The 13,187-nt window shown below is 70.6% G+C and carries 11 protein-coding genes and 1 pseudogene; 7 read left to right on the forward strand and 5 right to left on the reverse strand.

Going from position 1 to position 13,187, the window contains the following annotated elements; translation table 11 throughout:
- The 3 genes and pseudogenes from H1D24_RS38425 to H1D24_RS38435 form a co-directional block, all read left to right on the forward strand.
- Positions 1-267: pseudogene (locus tag H1D24_RS38425) on the forward strand (phosphate ABC transporter ATP-binding protein); the annotation flags it as partial.
- A gap of 87 nt (positions 268-354) precedes the next feature.
- Positions 355-1,170: a winged helix-turn-helix transcriptional regulator gene (locus H1D24_RS38430; RefSeq protein WP_309484606.1), complete on the forward strand. Its 816-nt coding sequence runs from the start codon at positions 355-357 to the stop codon at positions 1,168-1,170.
- Positions 1,171-1,321: 151 nt separating this feature from the next.
- Positions 1,322-1,693: an ArsR/SmtB family transcription factor gene (locus H1D24_RS38435; protein ID WP_374064612.1), complete on the forward strand. Its 372-nt coding sequence runs from the start codon at positions 1,322-1,324 to the stop codon at positions 1,691-1,693.
- A 50-nt stretch (positions 1,694-1,743) separates the two neighbouring features.
- Here the strand turns inward: H1D24_RS38435 and pstS are convergent, their stop codons facing one another.
- Complete coding sequence (pstS, locus tag H1D24_RS38440; protein ID WP_181662390.1) at positions 1,744-2,685, reverse strand: phosphate ABC transporter substrate-binding protein PstS; 942 nt, start codon at positions 2,683-2,685, stop codon at positions 1,744-1,746.
- A 391-nt stretch (positions 2,686-3,076) separates the two neighbouring features.
- On the opposite strand from pstS, the gene H1D24_RS38445 reads away from it, so the two are divergent.
- Entirely contained in the window at positions 3,077-4,429 is a 1,353-nt protein-coding gene (locus H1D24_RS38445; protein ID WP_181662391.1) for an NAD(P)-binding domain-containing protein, read from the forward strand.
- A gap of 26 nt (positions 4,430-4,455) precedes the next feature.
- On the opposite strand, the gene H1D24_RS38450 is transcribed toward H1D24_RS38445, so the two are convergent.
- Positions 4,456-5,259, reverse strand: coding sequence for a VOC family protein (locus tag H1D24_RS38450; RefSeq protein WP_181662392.1), 804 nt, complete (start codon positions 5,257-5,259; stop codon positions 4,456-4,458).
- A gap of 416 nt (positions 5,260-5,675) precedes the next feature.
- Here H1D24_RS38450 and H1D24_RS38455 point away from each other — a divergent pair, with 416 nt between their 5' ends.
- Entirely contained in the window at positions 5,676-6,521 is an 846-nt protein-coding gene (locus tag H1D24_RS38455; RefSeq protein ID WP_181662393.1) for a sulfurtransferase, read from the forward strand.
- A 405-nt stretch (positions 6,522-6,926) separates the two neighbouring features.
- Here H1D24_RS38455 and sepH read toward each other — a convergent pair whose 3' ends face one another.
- The 3 genes from sepH to H1D24_RS38470 form a co-directional block, all read right to left on the reverse strand.
- Complete coding sequence (gene sepH / locus H1D24_RS38460) at positions 6,927-7,982, reverse strand: septation protein SepH (protein ID WP_181662394.1); 1,056 nt, start codon at positions 7,980-7,982, stop codon at positions 6,927-6,929.
- Between the two features lie 401 nt (positions 7,983-8,383).
- Positions 8,384-9,694, reverse strand: a complete 1,311-nt coding sequence (locus tag H1D24_RS38465) for a D-arabinono-1,4-lactone oxidase (protein WP_181662395.1) — start codon at positions 9,692-9,694, stop codon at positions 8,384-8,386.
- Positions 9,663-10,898, reverse strand: a complete 1,236-nt coding sequence (locus tag H1D24_RS38470) for an MFS transporter (protein WP_181662396.1) — start codon at positions 10,896-10,898, stop codon at positions 9,663-9,665. The genes H1D24_RS38465 and H1D24_RS38470 overlap by 32 nt, the downstream gene beginning before the upstream one ends.
- A 151-nt stretch (positions 10,899-11,049) precedes the next feature.
- On the opposite strand from H1D24_RS38470, the gene H1D24_RS38475 reads away from it, so the two are divergent.
- Both H1D24_RS38475 and H1D24_RS38480 read left to right on the forward strand, forming a co-directional pair.
- Positions 11,050-12,177: a ferrochelatase gene (locus tag H1D24_RS38475; RefSeq protein WP_181662397.1), complete on the forward strand. Its 1,128-nt coding sequence runs from the start codon at positions 11,050-11,052 to the stop codon at positions 12,175-12,177.
- 148 nt (positions 12,178-12,325) lie between these two features.
- Positions 12,326-13,126 carry an inositol monophosphatase family protein gene (locus H1D24_RS38480; RefSeq protein WP_181662398.1) on the forward strand — a complete coding sequence of 267 codons (801 nt, stop codon included), beginning with the start codon at positions 12,326-12,328 and terminating at the stop codon, positions 13,124-13,126.
- The last annotated feature ends 61 nt before the right edge of the window (positions 13,127-13,187 follow it).

The raw sequence follows: 13,187 nt of genomic DNA on the forward strand, positions 1-13,187 counted from the left end.
CGCCCAGGCCTGCCCCTGGACCCGATCGCCACCGCCAAGATCGAGGACCTGATGGAGCATCTCGCCCGGGAGTTCACGATCATCGTCGTCACACACAACATGCAGCAGGCGGCGCGCGTCTCGCACCGCACCGCCTTCTTCACCGCGGACGTCGACCCACAAGGCGTGCGCCACGGCCGGCTGGTCGAGTACGACGAGACGGCACTCATCTTCTCCAACCCATCCGACCAGCGCACCGAGGACTACATCTCCGGCCGCTTCGGCTGAGACCGATCCGGGTCTTGAGACCGGCCCGGGCCCTGAGACCGGTCCTGGTCCGTCCCTTTGCGCACGACACGTGAAGGAGAGCCACGGGTGACGCCCGATCCGCACCGGCCGCCGCAGCCATACGTGAAGAGCGGCCCGGGCCGCCCTGAAGAGGGCAAGGCTCCCGATCTCATGCTGGCCGAGCCCGACGAGGACCTGGCCGCCAAGACCAGGGCGCGCTTCGAAGAGGCGGGCCTTCGGACCGTGGTCTGCCACGACGGTGCCGAGGCTCTGCTGCAGGTCGGCGTGCACCATCCCCGCGCGGTGCTGCTCGGCGCTCCTCTGCCGGTCGTCGACGCCGCGCGGGTCACCCAGCTGATCGCCCAACTCCACCTCGTGCCGGTCCTGGTGGCCGCCGGGCCCGACGGGGCCGCGGAGGCGACGGCAGCGGTGGAGGCGGGCGCAGTCGCCTTCGTGGCCCGCCCCTACCGGACCGATGAGATCGTCCCCCTGCTCATCTCCGGAGGCCGGGACGAAGACAACCGCGCCCAGCCCTTGGTGGTCGGCGACATCGAACTCGATCCGGCGGGCTTCCACGTCCGTGTACGCGGGCGCTCGCTGCAGTTGCCCGTACGTGAGTTCATGCTGCTGCGCTACCTGATGGAGAACGCCAACCGGGTCGTCAGCCGGAGCGAGCTGACCCTGGCCCTGTGGGGGAGCGAGACCTTGGACAGCAACACCCTGACCGTGCACATCCGCCGAGTGCGCACCAAACTCCGGGAGGAGGGCGCGAGCCGCTGCACCATCGACGCCATCCGCGGCATGGGCTACCGCCTCGAGTACATCCCTTCGAAAGCCGCGCGCAGGAAGGCCAGAACGTCCTCCCGGGACCCCCGCCGCATAGGAAGCGCGCCGGAGGCGTGAACGTGAACTCCTTGTTGTCTCGCCGACGTGGACCCGTGAGTCGGATGCGTGCGGGTCACCCGTGGCCACCAAAGTGAACGCTTGGTGAACAAGGTTCGCGATGTGTCTTTGAACACACTGCGCACTTCTGACGGACACTTATCGTGAAAAGGTGGCTATCACTGAATTGAGCGCCTCGGTGGTGGTTGATGAGGCGCAGGCGGAGACGTGCACTCCCGGGCTCGCGTGTCTGCTGATCGATCGCGAAGAGGCCCAACGGCTGGCAGCCATGCTCAAGGCGATCGCCGATCCCACCCGGCTGCAGATATTCCGGATCATCGAGCGTGCGCCCGCAGGTGAGGCCTGCGTATGCGACCTGGTCGCATGCCTGGGTTTCCGGCAGCCGACGGTCAGTCACCACCTGAAGACAATGACGGAAGCGGGACTGCTGAACCGTGAGCGTCGCGGAACCTGGGCCTGGTACTCGGTCAACCAGGAGGGCCTGAACAAGGTACGCGCGATCCTCGATCCTTCGGTCGCCTGAAGGGCGTACGCCTTCGTGCTTGGGTGAAGGCCAACTGCCCGCCGTGGGCGTCAGGTTGCTCGTCGCCCCGTGATCAGGAAAGCGTCCGCACGACCTGGCGGACGTCGGCGGCGACGGAGGGTCGCGTAGTCGAAGTTCAACCTCAGGTCCTTGCCGTCGCCCGCGATCTCGGCCGCGGCGATGCCGGCGGATGCGGTTGCCGGAGAGGGAGCCACGGGCTCGGCCGCTCCGGTGTCGATGCTGACCGTTTCGATCTTCAGGGCGACCGAGAAGGAGAGCTCGAAGTAGCCGATGGCCCCGTCATTCGAATCGACCACCGAGGCAACGCCGCTCGACCCGTCCGCGGACTCGCCGAGCCTGCCCTGCCATGCCTTCTCGGCCGGGTACTGCCACACCTCAGGTGCCGCTCCGGAGAGGTAGGACTGGAAGTTCTGAGTCGTCCCCGAGTCGTCCGACCGGTGCACGGGTCGAATGCGTGTGTCCGGCAGTTCGGCGTCCGGGTTCAGCCTCCGGATGGCCGGGTCGTTCCAGGTGGTGATCCGGGCGTCGAAGATCCTGGCGAGGGTTGGGGCGTCCAGCACCAGGTTGTCCACGCCGCGAAGGTTGTAGCCGATGGCGATGGGGCCGCCGAGCATGGGCAGGTCGATGGCTCTGCCGCCCGGGCAGGCGTTCTCCGACGACAGTTCCACATCTTCGGGCTTGAGCGGGCTGTCGGAGCCGCCGAACGCGGTGGCCGCCCGCAGGAACTGGGCGACGCCGGCGCCCGAACCCACGGGGTTGTAGGCGATCCGCACACCGGGGCAGGCGCGTTGGTACTGGCCGATCCAGTACTTCATGGCGTTCTGCTGCGCGGTGGACCCCGAGCCGGGGACCTTGCCCTTCTTGGCGCAGTCGATATCGGCTACCGCAGCAGGCGTGGCGGACGGAATGTCCGAGTCCCCGTCGTCCTCCGAGCCCACGAATCCGCAACCCGCCAGCAGTGCGGCCGCCATGGAAGCGGCGGTGATCGTAGTGACCCTTCGGGTCCTGCGTCCCGGATGTGGGCGCTGCACTGTGGTTCCCCCTCGGTGTACCGCGAACAGATCATCGATGCTCGCGGATCAATCGCGTTGACGGGTGACAGTAAGGCGAACATCCGTCGACGTCCCGCTGTACGGAAATCGAGCGCCGAAGGTCGTGAGCGAGCCGCCGGGGGCGGCGGGTCGGGCTTGGACGGGTGGTCGGTGTTGCAGCGGCTAAATTCGACGTGTGTCTATGTTGACAGATGTCGATGCACCTGTCAGGCTCACGGACGAAAAGCGATATCGATAGGCGTCGAATCAGGTAGCGTCCGTGAGGGCAGGGCGCATCCGCAGCACGCCGGTACGTGAGGAGACAGCAGTCATGGGTGAGCAGCAACTGCCGGTGGTCGTGATCGGCGCAGGACCGGTCGGTCTGGCCGCCGCCGCGCATCTGGTCGGCCGTGGCCTGGAACCGCTGGTCCTGGAGGCCGGACCGTCCGCTGGTACGGCGGTGCGCGACTGGTCGCACGTGCGGCTGTTCTCCCCCTGGGCCGAGGTCGTCGACCCGGCTGCCGAGAAGCTGCTGGCATCTACGGGGTGGGTGAAGCCGGACGGCGCGACGTATCCCTCCGGCGGCGACTGGGCCTCGCTCTACCTCCAGCCCCTGGCCGACGTCCTCGGGGACCGCGTCCGCTACGGCGCCGAGGTCTCAGGGGTCTCCCGCGCCGGCCGCGACCGGGTCGTAGACGCCGGGCGTGAGGAGCAGCCCTTCACCGTCCATGTGGCGCACGCCGACGGCACGGAGGAGCGGATCACCGCCCGTGCGGTGATCGACGCCTCCGGTACGTGGACCGCCCCGAGCCCTGCCGGTGGCGACGGCCTGCCCGCCCTCGGCGAGAAGGCGGCCGCCGGCCGCATCGCCTACCGGGTCCCGGACCTCGTCGACCCGGCCGTGCGCGCCCGTTACGCCGGCAGGCGCACCGCCGTCATCGGCTCGGGCGCCTCGGCCTTCACCGCCCTCGCGTACCTTGCGGAGCTGGCGAAGGAGGCGCCCGGTACGCACGCGGTGTGGATTCTCCGGCGCGGCATCAGCGGCAGCACCTTCGGCGGCGGTGAGGCCGACGAGCTTCCGGCCCGCGGCGCGCTCGGCCTACGAGCCAGGGCCGCCGTGGAGGACGGATACGCGAGCGCCGTCACCGGCTTCCGCACCGCCGCCGTGGAGAGGGACGGCGACCGACTCGTGCTCGTAGGCGAGGACGAGCGCCGCCTCGACGCCGTGGACGAGGTGATCGTCCTGACCGGTTTCCGCCCCGACACCTCCATCCTGTCCGAGCTGCGCCTGAACCTCGACGAGCGCCTCGAGGCCCCCGTGGCACTCGCCCCGCTGATCGACCCGAACGTCCACTCGTGCGGCACCGTCTACCCGCACGGCGCCAAGGAGCTCTCCCACGCGGAGAAGGACGTCTACGTGGTCGGCATGAAGAGCTACGGGCGCGCCCCGACCTTCTTGGCCATGACCGGATACGAGCAGGTCCGCTCGGTCGCCGCCGCCCTGGCCGGAGACCAGGAGGCCGCCGAACGCGTGGAGTTGACCCTCCCCGAGACCGGAGTGTGCGGCGGCGCGGGCCTGTTCGACGAGCCGGAGGGCACCGAACAGTCCGGCGGAGGCTGCTGCGCGGCACCCACCACTCTGCAGATCGGCGTCGGAGCCCGTACCGCCTCGGGCGGCTGCTGACCGGCGCCACCCGCATCGACGCGGTGTCAGCCCGCCGTCCGTAGGAGCGCGAACACCGCTCCCTCCGGATCCGCCACCGTTGCCGTCCGCCCCTTGTCCCCGTCGTGCGGCGGCTGCAGCACATGTCCGCCCAGGTCGGTCAATCGTTCCGCCGCCTCGTCGACGTCCGCGACCTCGAAGTACGTCATCCAATGGGCGCCACGATCCCGGGGCAGCGCACGCCCCACGCCGTGGATGGACGCCACCGGGCGGCCGTCCAGATGCAGCGTCACATAGTCGAAGTCGGCCGAGACGACAGCCTCCTCCTTGTAACCGAACACGGACTGATAGAACCGGGCGACGCTCGCGGTGTCCCGCGTCATGAGTTCGTTCCAGACGGGGGCACCGGGCACGCCGGCGGCCGCCATGCCCAGGTGCGCGGCCGCCTGCCAGATGCCGAACACCGCGCCTGCCGGGTCCGACGCGATGGCCATGCGCCCCGCGGCGGCCGCATGCAGCGGGCCGACGCCGACGGTGCCGCCGCAGTGGCGCACGGTCGCGGCCGTCGTGTCCGCGTCGTCCGTGGCCAGATACGGCGTCCAGGCGACGGGGAGTTCCCGCCCGCCGGGCAACCGGCCGATGCCGGCCACCTCCTCGCCGTCGAGCAGGGCCCTTACGTACGGCCCGAGTTGCTGCGGCCCGGGTCGGAACTCCCAGCCGAACAGCTCCCCGTAGAACTGCTGAGTCGCCTCCATGCCGTGCACCATCAGACTCACCCAGCAAGGTTCACCGAGTGTGCGCCGTGCGGGACCGGAGTCGTCCTGCCGGTCCTGGGACCCCGCCTCGGTCATCGTCACGCTCTCCTCGACCCCTTCGGTGCGGCCGGACGACGGATGACGTCATCACCGGTCATCCGCCACCGTCACCTGTAGCCCGTCACCTGCTGCCGTCGGTTGTGCTCGCTTCCACGCTTCACATACGCGCCCCGCGCCACTCTGCGGATGCCGCCGCGTCAGGCAGATGCTCGCACTCCCTGTCGCGGCCCGTGCCCCGGCCGCGCCGTGTCGGGGCGGCTTGTGGCGAGAGGATGTCCGCATCCCTCACTCACGCGTTGCCGGGTTACTCACCCGTTCCCGGGCCGTTGCCGCGCGATGTCGATCAGTTGTACACGGCGTGCTCGGACCCGCACAGGGCGTGGTCGGACCCCCGGCGGAGCAGGTTAGCCGGACGCGGGCGTGGGGGCCACCCCGTGCGCAAGGATGGAGCCATGAATGCCATCATCTCCGCGTCTGAACTGGCGAACGAGTTGGCGGGTGGCAAGCCGCCGGTGCTGCTCGATGTCCGCTGGCAGTTGAGCACGGCCCAAGGGGCCGCCCCCTTCGACGGCCGGGCCGCATACGAAGCCGGGCACATCCCCGGGGCGGTCTTCGTCGACCTCGACGCCGAGTTGGCGGGACCGCCCGGCGCGGCCGGTCGCCACCCTCTGCCGGACGTTGCCGAGTTCGGTGCGGCGATGCGCCGGGCGGGCGTCTCGGCCGACACCCCGGTCGTCGCGTACGACGGCGGGCAGGGCTGGGCCGCAGCGCGGGCGTGGTGGCTGCTGCGCTGGACGGGTCACCCTTCGGTGCGGGTCCTCGACGGCGGCATCGGCGCATGGGAAGGGCCGCTCGACACCGAGACGCCTTCACCGGAGCCGGGGACGTTCGTGCCCGAGCCGGGTGCCACGGGGCTGCTCGACGCGGACGGCGCCGCCGCGCTGGCCCGCACGGGCCTGCTCCTGGACGCCCGCGCCGCCGAGCGCTACCGCGGTGACCTCGAGCCGATCGACCCGGTCGCCGGTCACGTCCCCGGCGCCGTCTCCGCGCCGACCACGGAGAACATCGCGGAGGACGGGCGCTTCCTGCCGGCCGAGGAGTTGGCCGCCCGCTTCAAGTCCCTGGGCGCATCCGGGACTTCCGAGATCGGCGTGTACTGCGGCTCAGGTGTCTCGGCGGCCCATGAGGTACTGGCCCTGGCCGTCGCAGGCATCCCGGCCGCGCTGTATGTGGGCTCCTGGTCGGAGTGGTCGTCGGATCCGTCCCGCCCGGTGGCGACGGGCCCGGAGTCGGGCTGACACACGCGTCTGCGCCACCTGAACCGTCCACCTGGCGCGTGCCGCGGGAGGCGTGTGGCGGTGGCGTGGGTCTGCCTGGCGTGTGCCGCGGGAGGCGTGTGGCGGGGGTGTGCGTCCCCCGCCGCGTATCGCGAGGGTGTGGGCGCAGAGGGTCCCGCGTCCGCCTGGCGCCTACCCGAGGGGCAAGTACGCCAAGGGAGAGGGACCCGCACCTACCCGGCGCGGGCCCCTAAGCGGCCTTGGCGAAGTCTGGTGCGGTACCGCGCCCCGTAAGGGGCGCGGGGAACTGCGCGACCAGCCACGACGGACCCGCAGGTGTTGCACCGGACTTCCAGCGGAGCGCTTAGGCGTGACGACGGCGGGAGCGACATCGGCGTACGAGCGCCTCCGTGCCCGACCGGGCCGCTACTCCTGCTTCTTCCTTCTCGTGCCGAACACGATCTCGTCCCAGCTCGGGACCGCCGCGCGACGGCCCGGCCGCACGCCGTCCGCCTCGGCCTGGCGGTCGGTGGCGCCGACGAGTCGGTCACGGTGGCTGGTCACCGAGCGCGGCATGAGCACGTCCGCGTAGGCGGAACCGGCAGATCCGGCCGAGGCCGCGGGGGCCGGCGGCTCCTCCGCCTCGGGCTCCTGCGCGGGCTCGTCCACGGGGCGCTCCGGCGCCGTCGAGGGACGTTCCGGCACGATCATGTCGCCACGGAAGCTGGGCACGGCCTCGAGCAGGCTGGTCAGGGAGTCGCGGCCCTGTTCGCTCGGGATGCTCTCCTCGGGCGGTTCGGGCGCTTGCGACGGCAGGCTCGGCCTCTCCAGGGCGCGGTCCAGCGGCCGGTCGCGCGGCAGCCGGGCGATGCGGGGCACGAACGGAAAGCTGGGCTCGGGCGCGGCGAGGTCGTCGGACTCACCGATCAGCGAGCGCGCCTCGTCGTCGACGGCCTGTACGAGCCGCCGCGGCGGGTCGTACGTCCAGCTCGCCGAGTGCGGTTCGCCCGCCACCCGGTAGACGAGCAGGACCTCCCAGGTGCCGTCGTCGCGGCGCCACGAGTCCCACTGGACGGTGTCCTTCTCGGCGCCGCGCAGCAACAGCCGCTCCTGGACGGCCTCTCCGAGCGGGGGCCCCGCGTTCTCGCCGGGGCGCCGCACGGGAGTCTTCCGGGCCCGCTCGGCCATGAAGGCGCGCTCGGCCAGCACAGGACCCTCGAAGCGCCGAACGCGGTCGACGGGGATGCCGGCGAGCTGGGCGACTTCCTCCGCGGTGGCACCGGCACGTATACGCGCCTGGATGTCACGGGGGCGGAGATGGCTCTCCACCTCGATCTCGATCTGGCCGAGGCGGGGACGGTCGCCGCGCACGGCGGCGCGGAGACGTTCGTCAATCGGAAGCGTGTACTCCGTGCTGTCCGCAGCCTTCAGCACCAGCCGTGTGCCGTCATTGGAGACGGCCACGACACGCAGTTCGGGCATGGGGACCTCCCGGGTGGTGCCTGCCGACGTCACGTGCGTCGCTGCTTCCGCTAGTCGAGTGTGGCCTGCCCGGGTGCAGCCTGCCACAACCTTGCCGAGTTGCCCGGCGTGTCGGGCATGGGCCCTGGATCGCCGTTATGACACGGTTACCTATTCGCAACGCTCAGTGACCAACTTGGTCGCCCTGTGCAACGAGCCCCCTCCCGGTGGTCCTGGAGGGACCCGGGCACCCTGGCGGGAGACCGGACCCAGGGCTCGCAACAGTACTCCATTCGGGCCACTCGGGTGGAGCGGCACGCCACCCAACTTCTATCAGGGGGCGGTAGTTGGCCGCAGGACGGCGAATTCGCGTCGCTGCGCGTGGCGCACTTCACAAAGTCCCCGGAAATGGACCTAATTGCTCAGTCGCCCAGGACCCTCCGCAGATAGTCGTTTCCGAAGCGGCGCTCGGGGTCCAGGCGTTCACGCAGGGCGGTGAACTCGCCGAACCCCGGGTAGGCCGCCGTGAAGTACTCGGCGTCCCGCGTGTGCAGCTTGCCCCAGTGCGGCCGTCCGTCGTGCGCCGTGAAGATCCGCTCCGCGGCCGTGAAGTACGCCTGATAAGGCGTGCCTCTGTACATGTGTACGGCGATATAGGCGCTTTCACGACCTGATGCCGTGGACAGCGCGATGTCGTCGGCGGGCGCCGTGCGCACCTCGACGGGGAAGCTGACGCGCAGATCCGAGCGGTCGACCATGGCCTTCAGTTCACGGAGGGTCTCGACCAGGGCCTCGCGTGGGACGGCGTACTCCATCTCGACGAAGCGCACCCGGCGGGGACTGGTGAAGACCTTGTAGGGAATGTCCGTGTACGTACGGGCGGACAGGGCGCGGCTGGAGATCTTTGCGATCGCCGGGATGGTCGAGGGGACGGCCCGGCCCAGCGAATTGACCGCCTGAAAAAGGCCGTTGGAGAGGAACTCGTCCTCGAACCAGCCGCTCCACCGGCTGACCGGGGCGACCGGACCCGTGCTGCGGTTGTTGCGCTTGGTGTTGCAGTTCCCGGTGTGCGGAAACCAGTAGAACTCGAAGTGCTCGTTTTCCGCGTGGAGTTCGTCGAAGCGGGCCATGACCTCGTCGAAGGCCATCGGCTCCTCGCGCGCGGAGAGCAGAAAGAGCGGTTCCACGGCGAAGGTGATCGCGCTGACGACGCCGAGCGCGCCCAGGCCTATTCGGGCCGCCGCGAACACGTCCGGATTCTCCTTCTCGGAGCAGCTCAGAACCGAACCGTCGGCCGTCACCAGTTCAAGGGCGCGTATCTGTGCGGCGATCGAGGCCGATTCGCGGCCCGTGCCATGGGTGCCCGTGCTGGTCGCGCCCGAGACGGTCTGCTCCATGATGTCGCCCATGTTCGTGAGCGACAGGCCCTCCCGGGCCAGGGCCGCGTTCAGCCGCTTCAGGGGAGTGCCCGCCTCCACGGTCACGGTGCCGGCCTCGCGGTCGATGCGGCGTATTCCGGTGAGCAGGTCGGGCCGGATCAGCACGCCGTCGGTCGCGGCGGTAGCGGTGAAGGAGTGGCCGGTGCCGACCGCCTTCACCTTCAGACCGTCTTCTGCGGCCTTCCGTACGGCGTCGGAGAGCTCGTCGACCGAGGCGGGAGTGACCTCCCGTACCGGACGGGCGGTGACGTTCCCCGCCCAGTTACGCCACGTGCCGCTCTTCCCGTTCGCCATGCTGCTGGGCCCCTCCCCGCACAGGCACCGGCTGACTGAGCCGGCGGTACCCGAGGAAACCGACCGCCACCGCGACGGCTCCGGACACCGCCGGAACCCCGTACCCGGCGTCCGCACCGGCGGCGTCGATCACCCAGCCGGCCATGGAGGAGCCGAGCGCGACGCCCACCGAAAGCCCTGTGCTCACCCAGGTCATGCCCTCGGTCAGTTGTGCGCGTGGTACGTGCTCCTCGACGAGGGCCATCGTGGTGATCATCGTGGGTGCGATGGACAGGCCCGCGACGAAGAGCGCCACGGCCAGAAACGGCAAGTTTCCGACCAGTAGGAGGGGGATCATACTCATCGCCATCGCACATACGCCCAGCAGCCACCTCGTGGCCGGACGGCCGGTGAAATGCAGCAGCCCGAAGACGGCTCCGGCGATGCACGAGCCCGCCGCGTACACCGCGAGCACGAGGCTCGCCGCCGCTTTGTGGCCCTGCTCCTCGGCGAAGGCGACGGTCACCACATCGACCGCGCCGAAGATCGCGCCGGTCGCGACGAACGTGGCGACGAGGACTTGCAGGCCCTTGGAGCGCAGGGCCGAGCCGACGGTGTGGTGCTCGCGGGGGTGCGGTGCCGGCTCGGTGGCCCGCTGGGACGTCAGCCAGAAGACCCCGGCGGCGAGGAACGCGGCGGCCAGCAGCGGCCCTGCCTCCGGGAACCACACCGTGGACAGGCCGATCGAGATGATCGGCCCGAAGATGAAGCAGATCTCGTCCACCACCGACTCGAACGAGTACGCGGTGTGGAGCTGTGGAGTGCCCCGGTAGAGGGCCGCCCAGCGCGCCCGGATCATCGAACCGACGCTGGGTACGCAACCGATCCCGGCCGCGAACGCGAACAGCAGCCAGTCCGGCAGCTCGAAGTGGGCGGACAGCAGCAGGCCGGCCGACGCGGCCAGCGCCACCTGCGTCGCGGGCCGCAGCACCCGGCGCTGCCCGTGCCGGTCGACCAGGCGGGAGATCTGCGGGCCGATCACCGCGGCAGACAGCGCGATGGTGGCCGACAGTGCGCCCGCGAGACCGTACCGCCCGGTGAGCTGCGAGATCATCGTCACGACGCCGATGCCCATCATCGACAGCGGCATCCGCCCGAGAAGCCCTGCGGCTGAGAATCCCTTGGTGCCGGGGGCGGCGAAGAGAGCGCGGTAGGGGCTGGGCAACGAGGACTCCGGCGGGCATCGGTAAGGCGTAAAGCTGGCCGATACAGCTTACGGGTGCGGTGGCTGTGTCGCAGACGGTTTTCGGGCCGCTGAGCCCGCCGTTCACAAGCCCGTTTTCCGGGTGTCAGTGGCGGGTGGCAGGATCGGAGGCATGTCACGAGTGCTGGATCCCGCCCCTTATGACGCCCTTCTGCTGCTCTCGTTCGGCGGCCCCGAAGGGCCCGACGACGTCGTCCCGTTCCTGGAGAACGTGACGCGCGGCCGCGGTATCCCGAAGGAGCGGCTGAAGGAGGTCGGGCAGCACTACTTCCTTTTCGGCGGGGTCAGCCCGATCAACGACCAGAACCGCGCCCTGCTCGACGCCCTGCGCAAGGACTTCGCCGACCACGGCCTGGACCTGCCGGTGTACTGGGGCAACCGCAACTGGGCGCCGTATCTGACCGACACCCTCCGCGAGATGGTCGCCGACGGCCGCCGCCGCATCCTCGTCCTCGCGACCAGTGCCTACGCGTCGTACTCGGGCTGCCGTCAGTACCGCGAGAACCTGGCGGACGCGCTCGCCGCCCTGGAGGCGGAGGGCCTGGAGCTGCCGAAGATCGACAAGCTGCGGCACTACTTCAACCACCCCGGCTTCGTGCAGCCCATGATCGACGGGCTTCTGAAATCCCTCGCCGACCTCCCCGAGGACGTCCGTGACGGCGCGCACATCGCCTTCACGACGCACTCCATCCCGAACTCGGCCGCGGACACCTCCGGGCCCGTCGAGGACCACGGCGACGGCGGTGCGTACGTCAAGCAGCATCTGGACGTCGCCCGGCTCATCGCGGACGCGGTGCGCGAGGAGACCGGCATCGACCACCCCTGGCAGCTCGTCTACCAGTCGCGCTCGGGCGCCCCGCACATACCCTGGCTGGAACCGGACATCTGCGATCACCTGGAAGAACTGCACGGGGCCGGTGTCCCGGCCGTGGTGATGGCCCCCATCGGGTTCGTCTCCGACCACATGGAGGTCCTGTACGACCTCGACACCGAGGCCAAGGCCAAGGCCGAGGAGCTGGGGCTTCCGGTCCGCCGCTCGGCCACCGTCGGAGCGGACCCGCGGTTCGCAGCCGCGGTGCGGGAGCTCGTCATAGAGCGCGCCGCGGTCGAGAGCGGGCGCTCCATGGAGCGCTGTGCCCTCGGGGCGCTGGGCCCGAGCCACGACCTCTGCCCGGTGGGCTGCTGCCCGGCCCGCGCGCCGAAACCCGCGGCCGCCGGTGCCGACAGCCGGTACGCGTGAGGGGCGCGGACGGCCTGCCCATGGACGGCCTGCCGGCGGACCCGGTGAGGCGGGTCCCTCGCATACGGGCCGGCTCGCCCACGAAAGGCCCTCAGATGTCAGACCGGCTGGTGGAGACCCCGGTGACCGCCCAGAACAAGGAGATCCGTTGACCGACCAGCTGAAGGCCGAACTGCTGGAGCTCGCGCTCGAGGCCGCCCTCCGTGCCGGCGAGTTCCTGCGCGACGGACGCCCCGCGGACCTCGGCGTCGCCGCCACCAAGTCCAGTGCCGTCGACGTGGTCACCGAGATGGACATCGCTTCCGAGAAGCTGATCACGGGCCTGCTGACCGACCGCCGGCCGGACGACGGTGTGCTCGGCGAGGAGGGCGCGAGCATCGAGGGCAGCAGCGGGGTGCAGTGGGTCATCGACCCGCTCGACGGAACCGTCAACTACCTGTACGGGCTTCCGAGTTGGGCGGTGTCGATCGCCGCGCGCAAGGACGGCGAGACGCTCGTCGGCGTCGTGCACGCCCCGATGCGCGGCGAGACCTGCCGGGCGGTCCTGGGTGAGGGCGCGTACCTCAACGACAGGCCCGCGCACGTGCGGCCCGCACCCGCCTTCGAGCTCGCCCTGGTCGGCACCGGCTTCGGCTACCTCGCCGAGCGCCGCAACCGGCAGGCCGAGGTCGTCCGGCAGCTCATCCCGCAGGTCCGGGACATACGCCGGGGCGGCTCGGCGGCGATCGACCTGTGCGACGTCGCGGCGGGCCGGCTCGATGCGTACTACGAGCGCGGGCTCAATCCCTGGGACTACGCGGCCGGCGAGCTGATCGCCCGCGAGGCGGGCGCCCTCACCGGCGGCCGCCCCGGCGACGCCCCCACAACCGACCTGACGATCGCCGCCCCGCCCGGCCTGTTCGAGCCGCTCCAGGCCCGCCTGGACGAGCTGGGCGCCTGGCACGACTGAGCCGGGCTCGGCGCCGCTGGACGCGCTGCTCGCGGCGCCGATGCGCCTACGGCCGCCAATG

It is taken from the genome of Streptomyces himalayensis subsp. himalayensis (assembly GCF_013778455.1).
In the GTDB taxonomy this organism is placed as follows: domain Bacteria; phylum Actinomycetota; class Actinomycetes; order Streptomycetales; family Streptomycetaceae; genus Streptomyces; species Streptomyces himalayensis.